The organism is Advenella sp., from assembly GCF_052108595.1.
GTDB lineage: Bacteria > Pseudomonadota > Gammaproteobacteria > Burkholderiales > Burkholderiaceae_B > Advenella.
In genome coordinates, this window is the sequence record NZ_JBQEAU010000034.1 from 1 (window position 1) to 24,109 (window position 24,109).

At 54.5% G+C, this 24,109-nt stretch carries 23 protein-coding genes and 2 pseudogenes; 14 read left to right on the forward strand and 11 right to left on the reverse strand.

All coding sequences use genetic code 11. The features are described 5' to 3' along the window. From ACTIKR_RS08140 to ACTIKR_RS08160, 5 genes and pseudogenes are all read left to right on the forward strand, one after another. Window positions 1-458: pseudogene (locus tag ACTIKR_RS08140) on the forward strand (hypothetical protein); the annotation flags it as partial. Window positions 459-552: 94 nt separating this feature from the next. Then, on the forward strand, window positions 553-1,929 hold the full coding sequence (gene glmU, locus ACTIKR_RS08145) for a bifunctional UDP-N-acetylglucosamine diphosphorylase/glucosamine-1-phosphate N-acetyltransferase GlmU (protein ID WP_193089958.1): 1,377 nt from the start codon (window positions 553-555) through the stop codon (window positions 1,927-1,929). A gap of 4 nt (window positions 1,930-1,933) precedes the next feature. Further along, window positions 1,934-3,346: an MFS transporter gene (locus tag ACTIKR_RS08150; protein ID WP_442327591.1), complete on the forward strand. Its 1,413-nt coding sequence runs from the start codon at window positions 1,934-1,936 to the stop codon at window positions 3,344-3,346. Beyond that, window positions 3,336-4,139 (forward strand): glycosyltransferase family 2 protein, encoded by an 804-nt coding sequence (locus ACTIKR_RS08155; protein ID WP_193089956.1) that lies wholly within the window; start codon window positions 3,336-3,338, stop codon window positions 4,137-4,139. Before ACTIKR_RS08150 ends, ACTIKR_RS08155 begins: the two co-directional genes overlap by 11 nt. Before the next feature lie 21 nt (window positions 4,140-4,160). Continuing rightward, on the forward strand, window positions 4,161-5,228 hold the full coding sequence (locus ACTIKR_RS08160) for a glycosyltransferase (RefSeq protein WP_442327592.1): 1,068 nt from the start codon (window positions 4,161-4,163) through the stop codon (window positions 5,226-5,228). A 205-nt stretch (window positions 5,229-5,433) separates the two neighbouring features. Here ACTIKR_RS08160 and ACTIKR_RS08165 read toward each other — a convergent pair whose 3' ends face one another. Then, window positions 5,434-5,895, reverse strand: coding sequence for an Lrp/AsnC family transcriptional regulator (locus tag ACTIKR_RS08165; protein ID WP_193089954.1), 462 nt, complete (start codon window positions 5,893-5,895; stop codon window positions 5,434-5,436). 248 nt (window positions 5,896-6,143) lie between these two features. Here ACTIKR_RS08165 and glmS point away from each other — a divergent pair, with 248 nt between their 5' ends. Further along, complete coding sequence (gene glmS / locus ACTIKR_RS08170) at window positions 6,144-7,976, forward strand: glutamine--fructose-6-phosphate transaminase (isomerizing) (protein WP_193089953.1); 1,833 nt, start codon at window positions 6,144-6,146, stop codon at window positions 7,974-7,976. Window positions 7,977-8,606: 630 nt separating this feature from the next. Here the strand turns inward: glmS and ACTIKR_RS08175 are convergent. After that, window positions 8,607-9,434 (reverse strand): alpha/beta fold hydrolase, encoded by an 828-nt coding sequence (locus ACTIKR_RS08175; protein WP_193089952.1) that lies wholly within the window; start codon window positions 9,432-9,434, stop codon window positions 8,607-8,609. Window positions 9,435-9,696: 262 nt separating this feature from the next. Then, window positions 9,697-10,389, reverse strand: a complete 693-nt coding sequence (locus ACTIKR_RS08180; protein ID WP_193089951.1) for a type 1 glutamine amidotransferase domain-containing protein — start codon at window positions 10,387-10,389, stop codon at window positions 9,697-9,699. Between the two features lie 161 nt (window positions 10,390-10,550). Here ACTIKR_RS08180 and ACTIKR_RS08185 point away from each other — a divergent pair, with 161 nt between their 5' ends. Then, window positions 10,551-11,447, forward strand: coding sequence for a LysR family transcriptional regulator (locus ACTIKR_RS08185; protein WP_193089950.1), 897 nt, complete (start codon window positions 10,551-10,553; stop codon window positions 11,445-11,447). A gap of 513 nt (window positions 11,448-11,960) precedes the next feature. On the opposite strand, the pseudogene ACTIKR_RS08190 reads toward ACTIKR_RS08185, so the two are convergent. The 4 genes and pseudogenes from ACTIKR_RS08190 to ACTIKR_RS08205 form a co-directional block, all read right to left on the reverse strand. Then, a pseudogene (locus ACTIKR_RS08190) lies at window positions 11,961-12,149 on the reverse strand (thioredoxin-disulfide reductase); the annotation flags it as partial. Window positions 12,150-12,170: 21 nt separating this feature from the next. After that, the gene (gene acuI / locus ACTIKR_RS08195; RefSeq protein ID WP_193089949.1) at window positions 12,171-13,157 is read right to left on the reverse strand and encodes an acrylyl-CoA reductase (NADPH); all 987 of its coding nucleotides are present in this window, start codon (window positions 13,155-13,157) and stop codon (window positions 12,171-12,173) included. Window positions 13,158-13,246: 89 nt separating this feature from the next. Then, the gene (locus ACTIKR_RS08200; RefSeq protein ID WP_193089948.1) at window positions 13,247-14,200 is read right to left on the reverse strand and encodes a Bug family tripartite tricarboxylate transporter substrate binding protein; all 954 of its coding nucleotides are present in this window, start codon (window positions 14,198-14,200) and stop codon (window positions 13,247-13,249) included. 49 nt (window positions 14,201-14,249) lie between these two features. Further along, entirely contained in the window at window positions 14,250-15,458 is a 1,209-nt protein-coding gene (locus tag ACTIKR_RS08205; protein ID WP_193089947.1) for a CaiB/BaiF CoA transferase family protein, read from the reverse strand. Window positions 15,459-15,545: 87 nt separating this feature from the next. Here ACTIKR_RS08205 and ACTIKR_RS08210 point away from each other — a divergent pair, with 87 nt between their 5' ends. From ACTIKR_RS08210 to ACTIKR_RS08220, 3 genes are all read left to right on the forward strand, one after another. Further along, window positions 15,546-16,520, forward strand: coding sequence for a LysR family transcriptional regulator (locus ACTIKR_RS08210; protein WP_193089946.1), 975 nt, complete (start codon window positions 15,546-15,548; stop codon window positions 16,518-16,520). A 394-nt stretch (window positions 16,521-16,914) separates the two neighbouring features. Then, window positions 16,915-17,643, forward strand: coding sequence for an SDR family oxidoreductase (locus ACTIKR_RS08215; protein WP_193089945.1), 729 nt, complete (start codon window positions 16,915-16,917; stop codon window positions 17,641-17,643). A gap of 67 nt (window positions 17,644-17,710) precedes the next feature. Then, entirely contained in the window at window positions 17,711-18,334 is a 624-nt protein-coding gene (locus tag ACTIKR_RS08220; protein WP_193089944.1) for a 2-hydroxychromene-2-carboxylate isomerase, read from the forward strand. An 87-nt stretch (window positions 18,335-18,421) separates the two neighbouring features. Here ACTIKR_RS08220 and ACTIKR_RS08225 read toward each other — a convergent pair whose 3' ends face one another. Further along, window positions 18,422-19,072 (reverse strand): molybdopterin dinucleotide binding domain-containing protein, encoded by a 651-nt coding sequence (locus tag ACTIKR_RS08225; protein ID WP_370540254.1) that lies wholly within the window; start codon window positions 19,070-19,072, stop codon window positions 18,422-18,424. A gap of 251 nt (window positions 19,073-19,323) precedes the next feature. Here ACTIKR_RS08225 and ACTIKR_RS08230 point away from each other — a divergent pair, with 251 nt between their 5' ends. Beyond that, entirely contained in the window at window positions 19,324-19,560 is a 237-nt protein-coding gene (locus ACTIKR_RS08230; protein ID WP_193089943.1) for a type II toxin-antitoxin system Phd/YefM family antitoxin, read from the forward strand. A 3-nt stretch (window positions 19,561-19,563) separates the two neighbouring features. Further along, window positions 19,564-19,971: a PIN domain-containing protein gene (locus ACTIKR_RS08235; RefSeq protein WP_193089942.1), complete on the forward strand. Its 408-nt coding sequence runs from the start codon at window positions 19,564-19,566 to the stop codon at window positions 19,969-19,971. 57 nt (window positions 19,972-20,028) lie between these two features. On the opposite strand, the gene ACTIKR_RS08240 is transcribed toward ACTIKR_RS08235, so the two are convergent. Further along, window positions 20,029-21,003 carry a GlxA family transcriptional regulator gene (locus ACTIKR_RS08240; RefSeq protein ID WP_193089941.1) on the reverse strand — a complete coding sequence of 325 codons (975 nt, stop codon included), beginning with the start codon at window positions 21,001-21,003 and terminating at the stop codon, window positions 20,029-20,031. 186 nt (window positions 21,004-21,189) lie between these two features. On the opposite strand from ACTIKR_RS08240, the gene ACTIKR_RS08245 reads away from it, so the two are divergent. Together ACTIKR_RS08245 and ACTIKR_RS08250 are read left to right on the forward strand one after the other, a co-directional pair. Continuing rightward, window positions 21,190-22,080 (forward strand): MBL fold metallo-hydrolase, encoded by an 891-nt coding sequence (locus ACTIKR_RS08245; RefSeq protein WP_193089940.1) that lies wholly within the window; start codon window positions 21,190-21,192, stop codon window positions 22,078-22,080. A 247-nt stretch (window positions 22,081-22,327) separates the two neighbouring features. Then, a complete protein-coding gene (locus ACTIKR_RS08250; RefSeq protein ID WP_193089939.1) occupies window positions 22,328-22,603 on the forward strand; it encodes a putative quinol monooxygenase in 276 nt (91 codons plus the stop codon). A 36-nt stretch (window positions 22,604-22,639) separates the two neighbouring features. On the opposite strand, the gene ACTIKR_RS08255 is transcribed toward ACTIKR_RS08250, so the two are convergent. Together ACTIKR_RS08255 and ACTIKR_RS08260 are read right to left on the reverse strand one after the other, a co-directional pair. Beyond that, the gene (locus ACTIKR_RS08255; RefSeq protein ID WP_193089938.1) at window positions 22,640-23,386 is read right to left on the reverse strand and encodes an anti-sigma factor family protein; all 747 of its coding nucleotides are present in this window, start codon (window positions 23,384-23,386) and stop codon (window positions 22,640-22,642) included. Then, window positions 23,383-23,916 (reverse strand): sigma-70 family RNA polymerase sigma factor, encoded by a 534-nt coding sequence (locus tag ACTIKR_RS08260; RefSeq protein WP_226817220.1) that lies wholly within the window; start codon window positions 23,914-23,916, stop codon window positions 23,383-23,385. Before ACTIKR_RS08260 ends, ACTIKR_RS08255 begins: the two co-directional genes overlap by 4 nt. Between the last annotated feature and the right edge of the window lie 193 nt (window positions 23,917-24,109).

Genomic DNA, 24,109 nt, shown 5'->3' on the forward strand with positions numbered 1-24,109 from the left:
CCATTCAAGGACTGGAAATCCAACGTGCCAGCATGCACACCCTGAAAACATTTGTTGACACCCTGCAGACGCAGAACCAGGATCGCTCGCTGGACGACCTGTTCGGCTTGAAAAAATCGGCGCAGCCCGATGCCGCAACGTCCTCCCGCACAACCACCGCTGATCGCAAAGAAAACACTGCAGCTAACGGCAACACCGATTTTGCCAAAGACTCGGTCAACCAGGCATCGCAGGCCTGGTGGGACATGCTGCAGGGGCAGTTTGCTCAATTGGCCCAGGTAGCGACCCAGGCCACCCAGGCAATGCACAAAGAGCCCTCCCCCGTCAAGACGCCGCCCGGTCCCGAACCCGATGAACCGGTAGAGCCGCAGGAGCCGGTCAAGCCGGCGAGCCGAAAACGCGCGGCAGCCAGCCGGCCTGCAGCAAAACGCAGCACTGCAGGACGCCGCAGTTCCTGATACTTACAATAACGAATAACGGGGAAGGCATGATCACTTCCCCATTTTCTATCGTTCCCCTTAACCAGTTTCAAACTTTACGACACCTCTATCTATGTTAAATATTGTCATTCTCGCAGCAGGTATGGGTAAACGCATGCAGTCGGATCTGCCCAAAGTGTTGCATACACTGGCAGGCAAGCCCATGCTGGCCCTGGTCATTGATAGCGCCCGACAATTGTCCCCTGATCGCATTATCGTCGTGGTCGGACATGGCGCCGACGCAGTCAAGAAAGCCTTTGCCGATCAGACCGACATCGAATATGCCCTGCAACTACCCCAGTACGGCACTGGCCACGCAGTCCAGCAAGCCCTGCCGCTGCTGGTTGGTGGCGAACAGGACGCCGATACCACCATCGTACTGTATGGCGACGTGCCCCTGGTGCAACCGGCCACATTAAAGCGCCTGCTGCAAGCGCGCGCCGATGGCATGGCCGTGCTGACCGAAACGCTGCAGGACCCGACCGGGTACGGACGCATCGTGCGCAACGAGAGTGGCCAGGTGCAGCGGATTGTCGAGCATAAGGACGCAACCGAGCAGGAGCATAAAATCCGTGAGGTCAACACCGGCATTCTGGCGGCCCCCACCGCCAAGCTGAAAGACTGGCTGGGTCGCATCAACAACAATAATGCGCAGGGCGAATATTATCTGACTGATACCATTGCGCTGTCGGTCCAGGACAATGTTCCCGTGAGTGCCGCCCAGCCCGATGCCAACTGGGAAACGCTGGGTGTCAACAGCCGCGTGCAGCAGGCACAATTGGAGCGAGCCTGGCAGGCTGAGCAGGCGCAACGCCTGCTGATCCAAGGAGTAACATTGGCCGACCCGGCCCGCTTTGATCTGCGCGGCACGCTCGAATGCGGACGCGATGTGTTTATTGATGTTGGCTGCGTCTTTGAAGGCAAAGTCACCCTGGCCGACGGTGTGCGCGTGGGACCGCACTGCGTTCTGCGCAATGTGACGCTGGGCGCCGGCACGCAGGTAGAGGCATTTAGCCATCTGGAACAGGCCAATGCTGCCGAGAACGTCAAGATTGGTCCTTATGCACGACTGCGCCCGGGCACAGAGCTGGCAGCAGAGTCTCACGTAGGCAATTTTGTCGAACTCAAAAAGACCACACTTGGCAAGGGCAGCAAAGCCAACCACCTGAGTTACCTGGGCGATGCCGATATCGGCGCCCAGGTCAATATTGGCGCGGGTACCATTACCTGCAATTATGACGGCGTAAACAAATTCAAAACCATTATTGAAGATGGCGCGTTCATTGGCTCGGATACGCAACTGGTCGCACCGGTCACCGTCGGCAAAGGAGCAACACTGGGCGCCGGCACCACGCTGACCAAGGACGCGCCTGCCGACAAACTCACGCTATCGCGCACTCGCCAGACAACCGTGGAGAACTGGACACGCCCGGCAAAGAAACAAGATTGATGGCATGAACCAAGCCCCCTCCCGCAATCCCGACAAGCCAGCCCCGGGGCCGGCCCCCAGGAACACCACCGGCCTGCCGGCCCCGGCTCGCCAATGGGCCGCGGGGGCGCTACTGTGCTGCATTGGCGTCACGGTACTGGACGCCAATATCGCCAACATCGCCCTGCCGACGATTTCACGGGAACTGAATGTCGCTGAGGCCGATTCCATCTGGATCGTCAACGCCTATACGATTTCAGTGATGGCCACCTTGCTGCCATTGTCGGCGGTGGCCGAGCGCGTCGGTTTCAAGCTCATGTTCCGACTGGGGCTTGCGCTTTTTACGATTGCCTCCCTGCTATGCGCGTTTTCCGGCAACCTGCATAGCCTGGTGGCCGCCCGCATGCTGCAAGGACTGGGGGCCTCATCCATGATGTGCCTGTTTGGCGGCCTGGTGCGCCACATTTATCCGGCTCACAAGCTGGCGGCGGGCATCAGCATCAACGCCATGACGGTTGGCGTCATGTCCGTGGTTGGCCCCTCGGTTGGCGCTGCCATTTTGTCTGTCGCCTCGTGGCAATGGATCTTCGGCTTTACCGTGCCTATCTGCCTGTTTGCCATGTATGCCGCCGGCTATCTGCCAGAGGCGGCCTCACGCAGCAAAGGTCGCTTCGATTACCTGAGCGCCGTACTGAATATTTTCACCTTTGCGCTGCTGCTGATCGGCCTGGATGCCATCGGCCGCAATCCCGGGCGGGGCCTGTTCATGCTTGGCTTGGCTGCGGTCAGCGGCTATGTGCTGATTCGACGCTCATTGCCGCAGGCAACGCCATTGGTGCCGGTTGATCTGTTCCGCTACCCGATATTCAAATACGCCGTGATCGTCTCTGCGCTCACCTTTACCGCGCAGATGATATCCATGCTGGCGCTGCCGTTTTATTATCAACACAATCTGGGCATGCCGCTGCAACAGGTCGGCCTGCTGTTCGGGGCCTGGCCGGTAGGCAGTGTCGTTATTGCTTCGCTGTCGGCAAAGCTCTGCCGCTATTTCAAGGCATCATTGCTGGCTGGTATTGGCGCCGCCCTGATGGCCATCGGCATCATTGCCCTGATGGCGCTGCCTGCCGATATTTCCCTGTGGTATTACGTTGCGCCCATGTTTGTGGCCGGCATGGGTTTTGGCTTTTTCCAAACGCCCAATAACCGCGCCATGCTGCTGTCCACGCCCTTGAAGCGCAGCGGCGCCACCGGTGGCGTACAGGCAACCACACGTCTGTTCGGCCAGGGTATTGGCGCAGCTTGCGTGGCCATCAGTTTTCACGTCGATCCGGTACGTGGACCCATGTATGTGATGGGCTTTGCCAGCTCGCTGGTTATAATCGCCGTTATCATCAACCTGTTCCGCTATGTAAAAGGTCTCGACACCGATGCCTGCTGAAGCAGCCCATCCCACTCGACGCGTCACACTGGCCGTTGCGCTGATCGTAAAGAACGAAGCGCAAAACCTGGCCGCGTGCCTGGATTCGGTCGCCGGCTGGGTCGATGAAATCGTGATCCTGGACTCGGGCAGCACCGATGCCACCGAACAGATTGCCCGCCGTTACACGCAGGCTTTCTACACCAGCACCGACTGGCCGGGATTCGGTCCGCAACGACAGCGCGCGCAAACGCATGTTACCGCCGACTGGATCTTGTGGCTGGATGCTGACGAACGCGTCACGCCGCAGTTGCGTGCCAGCATTGAAGCCGTGCTGCAGAACCCGGCGCCCAATACCATTTATCAGGTGGCGCGATTGTCCTGGGCGTTTGGCCAATTTATCCGTCATTGCGGCTGGTACCCAGGCCACGTTGAACGACTGCACCCTCGGACCCTGACGCAATACGACAATGCTCTGGTGCATGAGTCGCTCGTACTGCCCCCTGGGGCGCAACTTGCAACGCTGCAGGGTGACCTGTTGCACTTTACCTATGCCACCGTCGATGCGCATTTGCGCAAATCGGCAGGCTACGCCATCGCCTGGGCAGAACAGCGGGCCTGCGCCGGTAAAAAGGGATCGCTGGCAACCGCCACCCTGCATGCCGTCGCGCGTTTTTGCAGAACCTATTTCCTGCGCCTGGGCATACTGGATGGCAGGGCCGGCTTTTTGCTGTCAGTCATGGCTGCCCAATCGGTCTTCAATAAATATGCCTGCCTGTGGTCCCGCACCCGGCAGGCCAAGCCGCCGCGCTGATTGTTCACAAACATAGTCATCATGAAAATCCTGCAAGTAAATTTCGAAAAAGGCTGGCGTGGCGGTGAACGCCAGACGCTCTACTGCATGCGAGCGTTCCGGGATGCTGGCCACCAAGTGAGCCTGCTGGCCCGCGACGGCCAGCCACTGGCGCAGACGGCACAACAGGAACACTTTACGGTTGTGACACGCCAGCGGCCGTTTGAACAGGCATGGTATCTGCTGCGGCATGCCCGTGATTTCGACATTGTCCATGTGCAAACCGCCGGTTCGCTTACCTGGGCCGCCATCACGCGCCGTTTTTTCGGCAAGGCGCGCTTGGTATTTACCCGCCGCACCTCCCTGCCCGTCAACCCACAACGACAATGGCGCACCCTAAGCAAGTGGCGCAAGGCGGATCTGTTTGTGGCCATCAGCCAAATGGCTGCGGCCGAGCCACGCCGGCTGGGGATCAATCCCATCCTGATTTCCAGCGCGATCGAGCCCAGACAGATCAACACAGCGCATGCGCAGCAGGTGCGTGACGAATTTGCCATTGGCAACAAAAAAGTGCTGGCTACCAGCGCCGCGCTGGTTTCCGTCAAGGACCCGCTCACCCTAATTCGCGCCATCGCCCGCCTGCACGCGCTGCGCCAAGACTTTATTTTTCTGCACTTTGGCGCCGAGGGCGATTGCTCTGAGCAGGCCCGGGCGCTGATCCAGGAACACGGCCTGCAACAGGTCTATCACCTGGCGGGCTTTCGCCAGAATATAGAAGACTTATATAGCCTGTTCGATATTTTTGTCATGGCCAGCCGCGAAGAAGCGCTGGGCAGCAGCGTACTGGACGCTTTCGCATTGCGCATACCCGTGGTATCGACCAACGCCGGCGGGCTGGCCGAACTGCTGGACGATGAACGCGGCTACCTATGCGAGACCGGCAATGATGAGCAAATGGCCGCAGCCCTGCAACAGGCGCTGGCACACCCCATAGAGGCCAGATCACGCGCTGACAAGGCATGGCAATACGTGCAGGACCATCATGATACTGGCCGCATGAGCGCGCGCTATCTGGCGCAGTTCGAGCAACTGACCGGCCAGGCCCGATAGCGTCCCACGGATCGTGCATGGCGGTGTACCCATCGCCTCATTGGGTGCTGAAAATAGGTGCTAATCTCCCTGCCCTTATGGCCGACACAGCCTGCATCATTCAGGCTGCAGCAGCGCCATTGGTCTCCATCGCCATGGAGTCAGATTACGCTTCATTGACGCATAACCATCATTGCTGCACGACGCTCTTGCTGTATATCGCACCTCAATCAATGGCAATCTGCGTTTCAAACTTGCTGCGATGAACCGAGAAGAAACTGCGCACGTTCCGCACATTTTTCTGCGCAGTAAAAAAGCGATGAACCAAGGCATGATAGGCCGGCATATCGCGGACCTGCACAATCAATACGAAATCGGGACCGCTGGATACCCGGTAGGCCTGAAGAATGCTCTGCTCCTGGGTCACGCGCTCTTCAAAATCGCTATAGGCTTCTGCCGTCTGCACATCCAGCGTAATTTCAACAATCGCCGTCAGCGTGGTAGCCACAAGGGCAGGATCTACGATCGCCACTGTTTTCTGGATAATGCCATGCGCGTGCAATTGGCGTACGCGTCGCAAGCAAGTAGGCGCCGAAGCGTGCACCCGCTCGGACAGCGCCTGGTTGGTCAGGCCACTATCCTTCTGCAGTTGCTGCAAAATGCGTTTGTCCAGTTCATCAAGTTCCATTTCTTTCCTTGAAAACACACTTTCGAAGTGCCGACTACCTTATTCAATGTGAGCGGGCAACAACACATTTGTGTCTTATTACAGCTTTGTAATGAAATATAATTTCATACAGCAGTCAAAATGAAATATAACATCGTTTCTATTGATTAATGAATGAATATTTCATATGAACTACAAATTAGAACATTAATTTCTTCACTTGAGGTGCACAATACGCTTTTCCTATTCAGAATAAATGGAGTAAACGCATGTGCGGAATTGTCGGCGCTGTGGCGCAACGTAATATCACACCAGTTCTTGTCGAAGGCCTCAAACGGCTTGAATATCGCGGTTACGATTCTTGTGGTGTTGCGGTGCATATGGACGGCGAACTGCGCCGCACCCGCAGCACTCAACGCGTATCGGAACTCGAAACCCAGATCAGCGAAGATCATATCGCCGGCTTTACCGGCATTGCGCATACCCGCTGGGCCACGCACGGCGTGCCTGCCACGCGCAATGCTCACCCGCATTTTTCTGGTCCTGCCAACGGCAAACCGCGTATCGCACTGGTTCACAACGGCATCATTGAAAATCATGACGAACTGCGTGATGAACTCAAGGGCCACGGCTACGTTTTCGAAAGCCAGACCGATACTGAAGTGATTGCCCACCTGATTGACCATCTGTATAACGGCGACCTGTTCGAAACCGTACAGCAAACCGTTCGCCGCCTGACTGGCGCCTACGCCATTGCCGTATTCTGTCACGATGAACCGCATCGCGTAGTCGGTGCACGCCACGGCTCGCCGTTGATTGTTGGTCGCGGAGAAAACGAAAATTTCCTGGCTTCCGATGCCCTTGCGCTGGCCGGCACCACCGACAAAATCGTCTATTTGGAAGATGGCGACGTGGTTGACCTGCAGTTGCAGAAGGTCTGGATTGTAGACATCAACGGCAAAGCCGTGGAACGCAAGATCAATGTCGTGCACGCTCACACCGCCGCCGCTGAACTGGGCCCCTATCGCCACTATATGCAAAAGGAAATCTTCGAACAGCCTCGCGCCGTGGGCGATACCATTGACGGTATCGAATCCATCGAGCCGGAACTGTTCGGCGATGATGCTGCAAAAATCTTCAAGGAAATAGACAGCATTCTGATCCTGGCTTGCGGCACCAGCTATTACGCCGGCCTGACCGCCAAGTACTGGATCGAGTCCATTGCCAAAATCGCAGTGAACGTAGAAATCGCCAGCGAATATCGCTACCGTGATAGCGTACCCAACCCCAAGTCGTTGGTCATTACCATTTCCCAGTCTGGCGAAACGGCCGATACACTGGCCGCGCTCAAGCATGCGCGCACACTGGGCATGGAAAACACGCTGACCATCTGCAACGTGCAGACCAGCGCCATGGTGCGTGAATGCAAACTCAATTTCCTTACCCGAGCCGGCGTGGAAATTGGTGTTGCCTCGACCAAAGCCTTTACCACCCAGCTGGTTGGCCTGTTCCTGCTGGCGCTGACCATCGCCAAAGTCAAAGGCCGGTTGAACGATGTACAAGAGAACCAGTACATCAAACAACTGCGTCACCTGCCTACCGCGATTGGCGCCGTCCTTGCGCTGGAGCCACAGATCATGGCCTGGGCCGACCGTTTTGCCAGCAAGGAAAACGCCCTGTTCCTGGGACGCGGCATGCATTATCCAATTGCCATGGAAGGCGCGCTCAAGCTCAAGGAAATCAGCTACATCCACGCTGAAGCCTATCCTGCAGGCGAACTGAAACACGGCCCGCTGGCACTGGTGACAGAACAAATGCCGGTGGTCACCATCGCACCGAACGACGAGCTGCTAGAAAAACTCAAATCCAATATACAAGAAGTGAGCGCGCGCGGTGGCGAGCTGTATGTGTTTGCCGACAGCGATTCAAAAATCAAGGCCAGCGAAGGCATGCACCTGATTCACATGCCAGAACACTACGGAAAACTGTCTCCGATTCTGCATACCATCCCGCTGCAACTGCTGTCGTATCACACTGCGGTGGTGCGTGGAACGGATGTGGACAAACCAAGGAATCTGGCCAAGAGTGTGACGGTGGAGTAAGGCGAATTTCACTATTCCGATGTTGAAGTAAAGAATAAAGTCAGTCGATTTTTATTTTCCCTTAAGTTCTTCTAATTTTGAGAAAAAGCCACCTAAATTGCCACAATTTAGATGGCTTTTCGTTTCAACATTCTCAATATTCAGACAGCCTTTCACAACAAAACCGAATGCGCTTCGGACACCAAACCGGAACAAGTCGGCTATTCGCACCTATAAGAGAGAGATGGCTATGGCCTTGCGCTTTCGGAGATCCTAAATTTTTTATTCCAGGATTGGCATGGAACGGGGCGTTAATGTTTATATTCTTATTTGCCGTACTCTGCTTATTCATTCAGCCTTATGGCTGGATTGTTACTCTCTCGTTACTGGTCTTGACCATCATTTATTACGCCACCAAGTCCGACATCATCCCCAGTCAAATAGAAATTAAATTACGTATTCAGATCGACACCGACGAAGCATCAAATGGGGCCAGTGTGCGCTCAACCGGCCATCAGAAATGACCATGTTCCACATGCCGAGCCGTTTATCTTTACGCTGTGCATGTGTTTCTGGGAGATAGCGGCCTGGGCATCAGCGTATGGCCCACCGCAGGGTACTGTGCAGCACACTGTACCCTGCCAGTTGTCCTCAAGCGGTGATGAAGGCGTGAACATCAGCGTTGAAGCGTTCGGCTTCCACCTGTGTTAGCCCGTGACTGCCTCCTTCGTAAATCTTCAGCACTGAGTGCTTAACGATCTTGGCTGCTTTGAGAGCAGAAGCAGCGATTGGCACGATTTGATCGTCGGAACCGTGAACAATGAGTGTCGGCTTATCGATCGCTCTTAAGTCCGCTGTGTAGTCAACCTCGGAAAATTCGTGGATACAATCGTACTGGCCCTTGATGCCGCCGGCGAGACCCTGCAGACGAAAACTTTCCCGGAAGCCATCGTTGATTTGGGATCCTTCACGATTAAAGCCGTAAAAAGGTAGAGTCAGATCGTAGTAGAACTGTGACCGGTTGCTTGCCACGCCCGAGCGGATGCCATCGAAGGCCTCGAGCTGCGTTCCTTCTGAATTGTCATCAGTTTGCAACATCAGTGGAGGAACCGCGCCGACCAGCACCACCTTCGCTACACGCCTGGTGCCATGGCGCCCGATGTAATGAGCAATTTCACCGCCGCCTGTTGAATGGCCAATCAGCACAGCGTTCTTCAAGTCCAGTTTTTCAATCAATTCGGCCAGATCATCCGCATACTGGTCCATATTATTGCCGTCCCAGGGCTGGTCGGACCGCCCATGACCACGGCGGTCATGGGCGATGACCCGAAACCCCAACTTGCCAAAATAGAGAAGTTGAGCGTCCCAGGCATCCGATGACAGAGGCCAACCATGAGCGAAAACAATGGTCTGGCCATCGCGCGGCCCCCAGTCCTTAAAAAAAATGTTGGTGCCATCCTTGGTCGTGATCGTGCTCATGGTGATATCTCCTTTTTTGCAATGATTGCGGAGTAAGCCGCGTTGAATTGGTCAGAGGTGAAGGTTATCTTGAAGGTAGGGTCTAACGAAACACACCTTGGTCGCGCGCTGACGAACTAAGAACAATAGGTACCCAGACGAGCCGATGACTGTAATCGAGCAAGGCTCGTTTAGGCACATGCAGTGGATGGTTCGATACCAGCTCAGCACTCGAAAACACTAATTTAAACATCAGCGAGCGGTGTGAAGAGCCTCAGTTTGATCATTCGTCTTTATTTTTAGCCAGGACGGCGATCAAAGTCTGCGCCGCTTCGACCGATGATCCTGGATTTTGGCCGGTGAGAAGCTGACCGTCGAGCACTGTGTGAGCGCCCCAATCCTTGACCCTGGAAAAGATTGCTCCGAGATTAACGAGCTCATCCTCAACAAGGAATGGCACAACCTGTGCTAGACCAACAGATTCTTCCTCTCGGTTGGTGAAGCCGGTGAGATGCCGGCCTTGAACGAATGGCGATCCGTCAGCGTTTTTAACACGATGCAAGGAGCCCGGCGCATGGCAAACCAAACAAATGGTCTTGCCCGCAGCAATAAAGGATTCGATCAATTTGATCGAATGTGAGTCTTCAGCGAGATCCCACATTGGCCCATGACCGCCTGCATAGAAGACTGTGTCGAAGTCCTTCTGGTCGACGGTTTCCAGTCGGACGGTTTGAGCCAGCTGCGCCTTGGCAGCTTCGTCAGCGCTGAAACGCCGCGTCGACTCAGTCTGAAACGCCGGCTCGTCACTCTTTGGGTCAAGAGGCGGCTGGCCGCCCTTGGGAGACGCAAGGGTGATATCAGCACCAGCCTCTTTGAATACGTAGTAAGGTGCGGCCAGTTCTTCGAGCCAGAAGCCCGTTTTCTTGCCGGTATCGCCGAGAGTGTCGTGTGAGGTGAGTACTAGGAGAACTTTCATCGTTTTGATCCTTATGAGATATATTTGGATAAGCCGTTACTTTCGGAATATATTTTTCATTAAAGCCGTTGTGTTGCTCGACGAGTGAATGATGACACCTCTGCACATATTTCAGAAATTTATTTCTTTTATTTTAGATATTGATCTGTGATAATAACTGCATGAAATACGATTTGAACTTGTTGCCCGTATTCATGGCACTAATGGAAGAGCGAAGCGTAACGAGAGCTGCCGTGCGATTGGGTATTACTCAGCCGGCACTTTCCAATTCTCTAAATCGCCTGCGTGATATGCTTCGAGACCCGCTATTCATTCGAGAACGGTACGGCATAAGGCCTACGCCGCTTGCCGAAGAGATCGCCCCGCAGATGGAAGCGGCGCTCGCTCAATTGGATAATCTGATTGTCAATCAGCAACAATTTCGGCCCGCAGACGCCGACCGGCAATTCACCCTAGCACCTAATAGCTATGCGGAGCTCACGCTGATGCCGGCACTTGTCGCGAAGCTCCGCGATCTAGCGCCTGGTATCAAACTACGCTTTACGAACTTCGGCAACGATCTGTCTGAAACCGGAGCCATCTCCGGCAACACCGCTATGGTTCTCGGACGAATTGTCGATCCACCAGACAATCTCATTGTCCAGCATCTCATGGATGAAAGTCTTTCCTGCGTTGTTCGCGCAGATCATCCAAGCATTGGAACCAGTATTTCTCGGCAGCAATACGAAAGTCTCAAACACGTAAACGTGTTGCCTTCTGGCCGCCTACGAGTGGGCCTTTTTCAGGCTCTGGAGAGGCATAATTTGAAGCGTGAGGTTGCCATTTCAGTTACTCATTTTCTCACCGTACCAGAGATGATTGCGGTCACTGATTACTGCGCAACATTGCCCAGTCTGATTTGTCGCAAGCTAGAGCGAGATCAGAGATTAAAAGTCATCCCCGCCCCGGTTGATCTTGGGACCTTTCCACTAGAAATGGCGTGGCATGTCCGCTATCGCAATGACCCTGCACATCGGTGGCTAAGATCGCTCGTCGCCGAAGTAGCTACATTGCTTTAATAAAGTCGATCGATCTTCGCTCTTCTGAAACAGGGACATCACAAACATACCGAGGCACCTATGCTCTCGATTTCAGTCCACCGTGGCAGCTCAGACCACCAAGCGGTTCTCTTCTTTTTGGACGGGAACTTCCGTCCGTAGGGGGGGATACCATGCTTGCTAATATGTATTCAATCTTTTTTCGCAATGAGCCTTTCAAAAGACTTGGATATGCTGTAAACAAGCCAAAAGCCCCAAGCTTTCTGGGTAATAAGTCTTAACGTCTATACTAACCAAGCACGAAGTACTAATGGGACGCAGACATCTGCCCTATGTGTGAATAAAATTTTCAGATAACGGCAAAAATATGAATAAAATATTGTAACCGTGAACATTTTCCGAGAATTCACTACGACCAATTTGTAGGCAGACATGCCAGCGATCTAAACTTGCTGGCCCCCCGCACCGTCATATAAAAAGTATGCGCATTTGTCAAGACATCGCGACCGCTTCTACTACAGGCTTGACGATCTGTTACTGGCTCTCTAACCAACGCTGCGCATCCAGCGCCACCATGCAGCCGGTCCCTGCACTGGTGATTGCCTGCCGGTACACACTGTCCTGAACATCGCCGGCAGAAAAGACATCCGGTATGGAAGGTTGCGTAACAAAGCCCTGCTGGCCCCCAATCCGGATAAACCCGTTATTCATCGCGAGCTGCCCGTCGACGCCACGCCAGACCATTCAGCGATTCACATCCACCACCACGCGGCCCCGTACTTTTCCAGCTAATAATTCACTGGCCAATGCAACTGTCTGCTCCAGCGATATGATTTTCTGGCCGATCACCGCAAGTTTGGCAGGATCGAGATCGCGAGCAATTGAATCCCAGGCAAACTGGCGATGTTTGCGAGGACAATACACACTGTCAATGCCTGCCAGGGTAATGCCACGCAAAATGAACGGTGCTACAGTGGCCGGAAAATCCATGCCTTGCGCCAAGCCGCAAGCAGCCACGATGCCGCCATATCGCGTGCCCGCGCAGACGTTGACAAGCGTATGACTGCCCACACTATCGACGACGCCCGCCCAGCGCTCCTTGGCCAGCGGTTTGCCGGGCGCGCTCAGTATATTGCGGTCAATAATCTCTGCGGCGCCCAGACGCTTGAGGTAATCCGCCTCTTCGGGCCGGCCGGTAGATGCCACGACACGGTAGCCGAGCGTGCTCAGTAACGCCACCGCCACACTGCCGACACCGCCCGCTGCTCCAGTAACCAGGATGTCGCCGTCGCCGGCCTCAAGGCCATGTTTTTGCAGCGCCATAACGCAAAGCATGGCGGTATAGCCCGCCGTGCCGATAGCCATCGCCTGCTCGGATGTTATGGCATCTGGCCGCCGGATCAACCACTCGCCTTGCACTTTCGCCTTCTGTGCCATCCCGCCCCAATGCGTCTCGCCCACGCCCCATCCATTCATAATGACGGTATCGCCTGCCTTGAAATCGAGATGTCTACTTTCCCGCACGGTGCCGGACAAGTCTATGCCCGGAATCATAGGGAATTGACGGACAACCGGCCCCTTACCGGTGATGGCCAGGGCGTCCTTGTAATTTAACGTGGAATGCTGAACGTCGATCAGGACGTCGCCTTCGGGCAGTTGTGCAGTGTCCAGTCGGGTCTGGACAATTCGATACCCCTTTTCGTCCTTATCTATTACCAATGCGTTAAACATTTTCGCTCCTGTGATATTACGATTTAACCTTGTGTCGTTGACCGTCGCCACGCGCTCGGTTTTAAGCTTGTGCCCATGCTGCTGCACTCCTAGTCAACTGTCAAAGCTGCCTGATGCACGCCCTTTCCCCAGCGTTCGTATTCCGCTGCCATGAATCGGCGAAACTCCGGGGTTGGCATCGTGCGCGGCACTGCGCCTAACGCGGCGTACTTGTTGCGCACCGCTTCTGACTGTATTACCTTCATTGCTGCATTGTTCAGCCTGGCCACGCGATCCTGCGGCACGCCCTTAGGCATCATCAGGCCAAGCCATGCACTGAGCCTAAAGTCCTTCACACCCAGTTCGGCGATTGTCGGTATGTCCGGAAAGGCCGGCAACCTTTCAGAGTAAGTCGTCGCCAAAAGCCGTAAATTGCCGGCGCGTATCTGTGTTTGGGTAACGGCTACAGTATCGATGGCTGCCTGAACCCCGCCGCCGACCACGTCTGCCATCGAGCGAGCACTGCCGGAATAGGGTATATGCGCGATTTTCATCCCTGTATGCTGCTTAAGTTCTTCCATTCCCAAATGCGACAGCGTGCCGTTCCCAGACGATGCATAGTTCAGTTTACCCGGGTGGTCTTTCACATAGTTGACCAGTTCCTGATAGGAATGTGCGGGCAATTTGGGATTGACCACCAACAGCATGGGGAGATCCGCCACTAACGCAACAGGTTCGAAATCACTGAGTGTCGCATAGCCCACATTTTTATAAAGATGGGGATTGACCACGAGAGAAGCCAGCGCTGCCAGTACCATGGTGCTACCATCTGGTTCACTGCGTTTGAGCGCCGCCAGGGCCACGCTGCCGCCTTGGCCTGGTCGATTCTCCACGATGAAATTTTCCTGCAGTTCGCGTGACAGTTCCTGCGCAAGCAGGCGTGCAACCTGGTCTGTCGCCTGCCCTGGAGGAAACCCAACAATAATCCTGTTTACCTTATCGCTTTGTGCCTGGGCGATTGAAGCCGCCATCGCCATCAATAGGCAAAAAATCAGCCTTTTCATCACTAGTCTCCTTCAGTTGTTGTTAGACCTGACCTCGTTCTGCTGCCGTCTATATCACGCCCTGATGGCGCATTTCTTCAATTTCCTGATCGTTAAAACCCAACGAGGCATACACGGCCTCGTTATCCTGGCCGATACCAGGCCCCGTGCTGTGAACCTTCCCTGGCGTTTCGGAAAAGCGCGGTACAACACACTGCATACGCACGGGCCCCAGCTCGTCGTCAACTACAGTAACGATGGCTTCGCGTGCCTGAAAATGCGGGTCAGCCATGACATCCGAGGCATCGTAAATTGGCGAAAACCCGACATGTGCGCGATCCAGCCGTTGCTGCAACTGCTGAAGTGTCAGGCTAGCGATGCGCTCGGAAAGCATGCCATCCAGCACCTCTCGATGAATGACACGCGTGGGATTGTCTACGAAGCGGGGATCCTCCAACAAAGCCTGCAGATCCAGGGCATGGCATAGCCGCTCGTAAATGCTTTGGGTGGATGCCGCAATGGACGCCCATTTGCCATCCTGAGTGCGATAAATATTGCCGGGCGCCGCGTACTGACTCAAATTGCCCGAACCGACCCGCGTTGCTCCCAACTGGTCATATTCGATGGCGAGAAAATCCAGGGTCCGTAACATGGCTTCGGTAACGGAGACATCGATTTCCTGCCCATTGCTATCCGGTTGCGCGCGCAGCCGACTGAGTTCAGCCAGGATACCGATCGCGCCAAACAAACCACCCACCGCGTCCGAGACGGGATAGCCCAGATGCATTGGACTGCCCCCCTCTTCGCCGCACATGCGGGTAAAACCGCTCATTGATTCGAAAACGCGCGCGAAACCAGGACGGTTACGATACGGACCTGTCTGCCCAAAGCCTGTTACACGCAAGATGATGAGACGTCGGTTAATACCATGCATCCAGTCCCTGGTGATACCCCAGCGGTCCAGGGTATCAGGCCTGAAGTTTTCGACGATCACATCGAATTCTGGCAAAAGTCGTTCCAGCACGGTTTTCGCGCCCGCCTTGCGCAGATCAAGCGTTATACCGCGCTTGTTGCGATTCGTCACTTTCCACCAAAGGGGAACGCCATTCTTGTGCGGCGCCAAGGCGCGCAGGCCGTCGCCTATGCCGGGCAATTCCACCTTAAGGACTTCTGCCCCCAAGTCTGCCAGCAACGTCGACGCATATGGCCCTGCTATAACCGTCGACAAATCAAGAATACGTAGACCATTTAGCGGGCCGTGAGCGTTGTCAGAAGTCAAAATGCTTGTTCCCTGGAAGTTGTAATCTGTAGACGATTCTAGGGCCTTTCATATATGATGAATGCGTAGTTTCGGGATATCAGATATGTGATTTATGCAATTCTGACCGAAGCCCAAAACAAACAGGAAAAACAGCCCGATATGGCCGATACAGTCGACTCCTCCATCGCAGTTGCAGGCTTGAAAGCCGCTATCCGGGTAGCCAGCCATGGTAGTTTCTTGCGTGCCGCCATTTCGATGGGCGTCTCGCAATCCCAATTGAGCAGACGGGTGGCCGGTCTGGAGAGCCGTTTAGGCCAAAAACTCTTTCATCGCCACGGTCGTGGCGTCGCGTTGACCGATTTTGGGCAACGCATCATGCCGCGCGTTCAATCCCTGATAGCCGAACTGGAAGCTTTTGATGCTCTGGTGTCTGATACCCGGGCTCAATTATCAGGAGACGTCACGGTTGGTGTCATTCCATTGGTGTCGCGCCATTTGGCATCCAGCCTGGTACGCCGTCTGCAATCAACGCATCCGGGCATCCGGTTGCGAATGCTGGAAGCCTATAGCGGGCAGGTCGAGGAATGGCTAAGCTCGGGGCGTGTTGATATTGGCGTGTTCAATCGCTACGGCGGCGCCCGACCGGTTTATGCCGACCCGCTCATGCGTGGACAGGTATCAGTCATAGGCACGCCCGATCACCCCTTGTTTCGGCAGAAGGATATTCCCTTTAATGTTCTGCAGGCAATTCCAATCGCCATGCCAGCTCGCCCCAATAGTCTTACAGACCACATCCTTGGTGCTGCGGCCAATCACGGAATCTCGCTCAATATTGCCTTGGAGGCCGGCACCTCGTCGCTGATTCAGGAAGCCATGCTAGCGTCCGGTCTTCTCACCCTGTCCCCTGCAGGCACCTACGTCAAAGCCATCAGCAACAACCAGTTAACCGCTCGTCACTTGTGCAGCCCAAGCGTGCAGCAAACCACCTGGATCGCTACATCCAGGCAGCATCCATTGACAGCAGCCTCGCGCGCTGTAGAAAAATTCATTAAAGAAATTTTGTATACGTCGACACAGTGACAGACAGGCAACAGATACAGAGAAAATGCCAACGGTGTTTGGTGCACCGCGCCAGCACCCAAGCGCCGAAAATCATACCAATTTTGGCGCTTTTTTTGTGCCGCTTCGCGGCACGACGCATATGCTTTCACCGCAAAAGCACTGTCCTGCTTAAAATCAACATGCCGATTAAGAATTATTAGGCAGCGGCGGTTATGATTAAAGCAAACCATAGATACCATGGCCATGGGAGTAACCTATGCATGGCGCGATCAAGATGATCGAAGGATACAGTGGCGGGTGCGACCTTTCATGCGCCCAGCCCAGACGCACAGGAAATAGATGATGATCGAAATAGGTGCACTGGCGCAACTGCGGCATTGATCAATAACTAAATACCATAGGAGTCAATACAATGAACGAAAAAAAAGCAATCCTCGTCGTGGGTGCCGGAGATGCAACCGGAAGCGCCATCTCCCGGCGTTTTGCGCGTGAAGGCTATATCGCCTGCATGACACGCCGTAATGCCGACAAGCTGGAGCCGCTGGTCAAACAGATCGTCGATGACGGCGGCCAGGCGCATGGCTTTGGCAGTGACGCCCGCAAGGAAGATCAGATGATAGAGTTGGTCCAGCATATCGAAAGCACGATCGCGCCCATCGAAGTAGCGGTGTTCAATATCGGAGCAAACGTTCAATTCAGCATTACCGATACCACTGCCCGAGTCTATTCGAAAGTCTGGGAAATGGCGTGCTTTGCGGGCTTTCTGATGGGGCGCGAAGTGACCAAGGCCATGTTGCCGCGCGAACGCGGCACCATTATTTTCACGGGGGCAACAGCAAGCCTAAGGGGACGGGCCAATTACGCCGCCTTTGCCAGCGCCAAGCACGGCCTGCGGGCGTTGGCGCAAAGCATGGCGCGAGAACTCTGGCCCAAGGGCATTCACGTGGCGCACCCGATTATCGACGGCGCCATCGATACCCAGTTTATTCGCGAAACCTTCCCGCAGCGTTATGCATTAAAAGACCAGGAAGGCATTGTGGACCCCGAAAGCATTGCCGAAACGTATTGGCAGATTCACCAGCAGCCGCGTAATGCCTGGACACACGAAACGCAATTGCGTCCGTGGATGGAAACCTGGTAAATATTGGTCGCACCTTCACGCGCGACATTCTTTCTAAATTGATTATTCCTGAATAAAGGCATTGTCCATGCAAACCCCTTCAATTGATTTTATGTTCGATTTTGGAAGTCCTAACGCTTACTTTTGCCATAAAGTGATTCCCGATATTGAAGCGAGAACAGGAAAGACATTTCATTATGTGCCGATCTTGCTTGGCGGACTGTTCAAACTGACAAATAACCAGTCCCCTGCCAATGCCTTCGCGCATATCGCCAACAAGCGAGCCTATGACGCACTTGAGGTTGAGCGTTTCATCAAAAAACACAAGCTGAGCCAGTATCGCAGAAACCCCTATTGGCCGGTCAATACGCTAAAAATCATGCGTGGGGCCATTGCCGCAGAAAAACTCGGTGTTTTCGACACCTATGTAGACGCTGTTTTTTCCTGCATGTGGGAACAGGAACTGGATATGTCCGACAGCGATACCATCCTGCGCGCACTTGAGCAGGCAGGGATCGATGGCGCAGCAATCATGGAGCTGTCGCAGCAAAGCGATATCAAACAACGCCTGATCGACAACACACAGCAGGCGTGCGATCGCGGTGCTTTTGGTTCGCCGACCTTTTTCGTGGGAGACGATATTTACTTCGGGAAAGACCGATTGGCGCAGGTGGAAGAAAAAATAAATGAACATGCTGTAACTACACGATAAGCAACTGATGCTTCGGCGCCCGCCTTAAAGTTCCCGAACTTATCGCGCTAAGCGTTGAGTCGCAAGCCGGACGTACCTTTATCACTCTTAAGAATCGGCAATAATTGCCGGAGGGACAAACGCCTGCACCTGACCTGGCTGCGGACCCAATCGTTCAATTTCAACCTTCGCCAATTGTCCGCTGCACCCCTGCGACAGGGCAGATGTGGGTAAATCTGTTGTTAACACATTGGGGTTACCATGGCGGCATTCAGGGCGCTCGGCACGCGGGTCGACGGGATCATACCAGGCACCTGTGGGCAACTGCACGACGCCGGGCATGAGGTCTTCCGACAGTCGGGCTGCGGCGTGACAACTGCCATGTTCGTTATAGAGACGTATAAGATCTCCATCCATGATGCCGCGCGCTTTGGCATCAACATGATTGATGGAGCACACTTCACGTCCGCAAATTTTTTGCGAAGCGCTGTATTTTCCATAATCCAGCTGGCTATGCAGCCGGGTACTCGGTTGGTTGGCAATCAACCAAAGGGGAAATTGCCCAGTAGGTATTACCTTCTTGGTTAGCCATGTCGGATGGCGGGTACAGTCTGGATAGTTAAAGCTCGCAATACGGTCTGAGACAATCTCGATCTTGCCGCTGGGTGTTTGCAGGGGATATTGGGTCGGATCCTGGCGAAAGCGTCTTAATATACCGCCGTCATCCGCCGCGAGTATCCTGCATTTTCTGCAGTTCACATATTCAATTTCTCACATTGTGAAGCACACAGTGTCCACGTATGATTGGCGAATTGGAAATAATAACAGTATCGATAAGGGTTTTTTCATTATGAAAAACATGATCAAGGCCTATGATATCAAGGACTTATAATTTTAGCCGGATTTGGACGCACCTCTGACCGCTCACGTGGAATTTAACTATTGCACCTGTTTGACGCTCTCACGGATTTTCTATATTATGACCATATGGTCATTTTTATGGATGCACTATGAAATCCGTTACTATTGTTGAAGCCAAATCACATTTTTCGGCCCTGCTCGCCCGGGTTGAGGCTGGCGAGGAAATCGCCGTCACGCGTCATGGCAAAGTTGTGGCACGCCTGATTCCGGATCACCCAGTCGTTGCGGCAGACGCTTTTCGTGAGTTTTGGATGGATAAAGACGATATTGACCTTTCACCTCCGGAGGATCCCCAGGCGGAACCGGTAACCTCATTGGATGATTAAACCGTGGCCGCGCTTTATCTTTTGGACACTAACATCCTGATCGCTGCCTTGAAAGGACAAGCCGCCGTAAAACAGCGCCTGGAAACCCTGCCGCTTGACAGCATCCGCTTATCGACAGTCGTGCTCGGGGAGTTGGAATTTGGTGCAGAAAAGAGTGCATATCGTGAGCGCAACCGTGCGCGGCTTGTAAGTATGGCCCAGCAATTACAACTGGTCGGTATTGATGCTGCCACCAGTCGCCAATACGGACTGGTGCGGGCGGATTTGGAGCGCCAGGGCACTCCGATCGGGGCCAACGATACATGGATCGCGGCACAGGCTTTGGCAATCAAAGCCATACTGGTAACAGACAATGAGCGGGAATTCTCGCGCGTACCCAACCTGCAGATAGAGAACTGGCTGGTACGATGATGCTGCTACGGCGAAACAAAACTCCCCCGGATATCACCTGGCATCGCTAAAATCCAACTACGCCAGCACCGCCTCGCTCGCGGTTTTGCAAAAATTGCGCCGATAGTTCGATGGCGAGGTGCCCAGTTGGGCGGCAAATTGCTGGCGCAGGGCCAGGGTTGTCCCAAAGCCCGCTTCTGCTGTGATGCGTTCAATAGACAAATCTGTTGTCTCCAGCAAATGCTGTGCCCGGGCAACCCGCTCGGTATTAAGCCACCGGTTGACGGTTGTGCCGGTTGCTTCCCGGAAGCGTCGGGTGAAGGTGCGCCGGCTCATCTTGGCCACGCTGGCAAGCGTATCCAGCGACAACGGCTCCTGCAGATGCTCGCGCGCCCATTCCAGCACGCCAGGCAAACGATTATTGTCGGCAAGTTTTGGGACGGGTCGCTCAATATACTGCGCCTGTCCGCCAGGTCGATGGGGCGGCGTCACCAGCAGCCTGGCGACATGGTTTGTCGCCTCGTACCCTTGATGCTCGCGCAGCAAATGCAGGCAGCAGTCAATGGCGGCAACGGTGCCGGCAGACGTAACAATGTTGTCATCGGCCACATAAAGCACGTCAGGACGAAACAAAGTCTGCGGAAAACGCCGCGCAAACACGTCGCGCGCCACCCAATGCGTGGTCGCCTCTCTGCCATCGAGCAAGCCTGCATCGCCCAGCACAAATGCTCCAAGACACAAACCCACGATCAGCTTGCCGTTGGCGTGTGCTTGGCGCAGTGCAGTGGTGAGTTCCTGGGGCGCAGGCACTTGCGGGTCGCTCCAGGCGGGAACAATAATGATATCGGCCTGCTGCAAAGCCTGCAGACCATCCGGCACCTCGATCATGACCCCCTGATCAGTGCGTATCTGACCAGGCGTCAGAGCAACGTACTGCAGTTTGTATCGAGCCGGACCTGACTCGTTATTGGCGCCCAGGACAAGGCCGGGAACCGAGAGGTGAAAAAGGCTGACGTCATCAAAGGCCAATACGGCCACGCGAATACAGGACATGAGTAAACAACCGATAGGAATGGAGGATTGACCTGATTTTAACCTATATATTGTTTCAGGCCATAAAATTAACCATGCTTTGGCCTGTTTTTATCTATTATTGTCATTCAGGCCACTTTTGCAAAATACCTGCCGACCACACAATAGAGGCTCTTCTTTAATCAAGCGATACATCGGAGTAGCTACATGTCTATGAAAACGATCATCAGTTCCCTGGCGCTGGCCCTGAGCCTGACCACGGGCGCTGCATTTGCCCAAACCAAGGCAACCACTGCCGCCCCCACCACAGAACAAGTGCAGTTGCAGCAGATTCGCAACGCCACGGTAAAAATCACGTACGCCGACACCACTTTTCTAATTGACCCGATGCTGGCCAAAAAAGGCACCTACCCGGGTTTTGAAGGGACCTACCGCAGCAACTTGCGCAACCCGCTGGTCGAACTGCCGATGTCCGAGAAGGATGTCATTGCCGGCGTCGATGCAGTCATCATCACCCACACCCATCTGGATCACTGGGATGAGGCCGCCCAGAAACTGCTGCCCAAAGACATTCCGCTTTTTGCACAGAATCAGGCCGATGCAACAATGATTCGCAAACAAGGCTTTACCAACGTGCGCATCCTGTCCGATAAGGTCGAGTTTGGTGGCGTAACGCTGCGCAAGACCGGCGGACAACATGGCACAGATCAAATGTATGCCGTACCAGAAGTGGCCAAGGCGCTTGGCCCAGCCATGGGCGTCGTTTTCCAGGCGCCTGGTCACAAGACACTGTATCTTGTGGGTGACACTATCTGGCGCGACGAAGTGGACCAGGCGCTGGCTCAGTACGATCCGCAAGTCATCGTAATCAATGCCGGGTATGCCATGATGAGCGACTTTGAAGATTCCATTATCATGGGCAAGGAAGACGTGCTGCGCGCTTCTCGGGTAGCCCCGCAGGCAACGATTGTCGCCACGCATATGGATGCAATCAACCATATGGCCCAGACCCGTAAAGAGTTAAAGGCATATGCGCAGGAAAAGGGCATCCAGGATCGCGTGCAGATCCCCGAAGACGGGGCGACAGTGCAGTTCTGATTACACGCAAGACTGCGCTGGGCGTTACAGGCGAGCTTCACTCGTTGCGTACATTTCAGGATGGCCTGGAGTCCGACTGTAAGCAACGATTGAGCAATAAAAACCTTAGGGTCCGAGACGCCTGTACCGTACCAATGGCTGTAGCCCGCTTACACGGGCCGCTGACCGGCAAAACAAGATAAAATCATCGCTACCCTCAGCCTGCCGGATACGGCGGGCTTCGACCTTGTGCGAAATCGGAGTACGCGTGATCAAACTGAGTGGACAACTAATCTGTAAAACCCTTGAAGAATCCGAATCAGTCCGCCGTTTTCTTCCTGAACACATCCTGTTGACAATAAATGAGCCCGGATGCGTAGCTTTTGAAGTGAAAGAAACTGCTGACCCATTGGTGTGGACGGTTGAGGAATTGTTTGCGGATCAAAAAAGCTTTGAAGCCCATCAGGAACGAACAAAAAAATCCAGCTGGGGCGTTGAAACCGGCTCGATTCAAAGGCAATACGAAATACAGGAAGTCTCATAGGCACGGTATATTTGCGAGCCCCAAAGCGGTCGGCTATCAGCCCGTACCGTTCATGACAATGGAACTGCTGCCGACCAGCGCATAATTGTAGCCACGGTCTGACCAGTAGCGGGTGAGCAGCGGCCCTTCTTGCCTTTGCCCCTCTGCAAGCAGCTTGTTGCCGGGGCCAGGCGGTCGGATATAAAACCCGGTCTGCTGTCCGGTGTCATTCTTGTATATCACGACGGCGGCAGGGCCCTCCTCGGTCACTAACATGCGAGCGAAAACAGGGTGAAAGCCCTTGGCGGTCAGGTCGGGCAAGCGTTGTGCATTTGAAAAATGGGCAGCCACCCATTGCTGCAAATCCGTCTCTGTAGCCAGCGCATCGGCGCGCAAAGCCGGGTTGTCCGCAAAGACACGGTATGCCTCAATTGCATCCTGCATGGGCAACGGGCGAGCTGCCAAATTCAATTGCGAAGCCGGTACGGAACGCAACTGCCATCCCGACAGGCCCCCGATACAAAGCGCGACAAAGACGCTGGCCGCCAGTTGCCAGCGCGTGTTTGTGCGTTCTTTCAAGCGCCTGCGGATAGCCGCCGGGTCCAGCGCAGGATTCAACGGCGGCTCGGCAATTTGCCATGCCGCCTGCAATTGCGCTGCGTCCTTGCGCCAGGAGTCCAGTTCACGCGCCTCTTGCGGGTGGGCCGCAAGATATTGGCTCATCGCTTTTTGCTGTTCTGCGTTCAATCGCCCATCCACGTAGGCGTGCCGCATCATGTCGTCAATGTGTAGATCGTCATTCATTTCAATATCCTCAGATGGCTTGCGGACTCGCCGTCACAGGCATCGCGCAACGCGCCGCGCGCCCTGGACAGGCGGGACATGATGGTTCCCAGCGGCACATCAAACATATCGGCCACAGCCTTGTAGCTGAGCCCATCCACGCTGACCAGCCATAACAGGGTCCGCTGCGCTTCCGGCAACTGTTCGAATGCGTGCAGCGAAGCACGGGCCTGCACATGGCGCTCGGTCGAGGGCGCATCATCGGCTTTGCGAAACCATTCCAATAATCGTGCATAGCGTTTGGCGTGGCGTGTGGTATCAATGAACTGCCGATACAAAATGGAAAACAGCCACGCGCGCAAATCCCCGTCTGGTCTGCGGGTATGCTGGTATTTGAGGGCACGCTCTATGCTTGACTGCACCAGATCGTCTGCTGTGGTCGGGTCTTTGCTCAGCCACAGCGCAAAGCGGTACAGCCGGGGCAACAGCTCGCGCAGCGACGCATCGGACATGTCATCCGAGGCATCACATCTGCATTCAGTGTCCGCCATCAGCGGTAAATCCTCTGCGCGGGGATCATATTGCCTGTCCTCTTGGTTGAAAATTCGGTGCTTGTTCATATGCTGCCCGGGTGATTGCACACAATGCAAGGCTTCTGTATGACGCTTGTGATTCGATATTATTCCATTTGGGAATAAAAAAAATACGCAGTCGTCTATATCCACATGTGCAACAGGCCGCAAG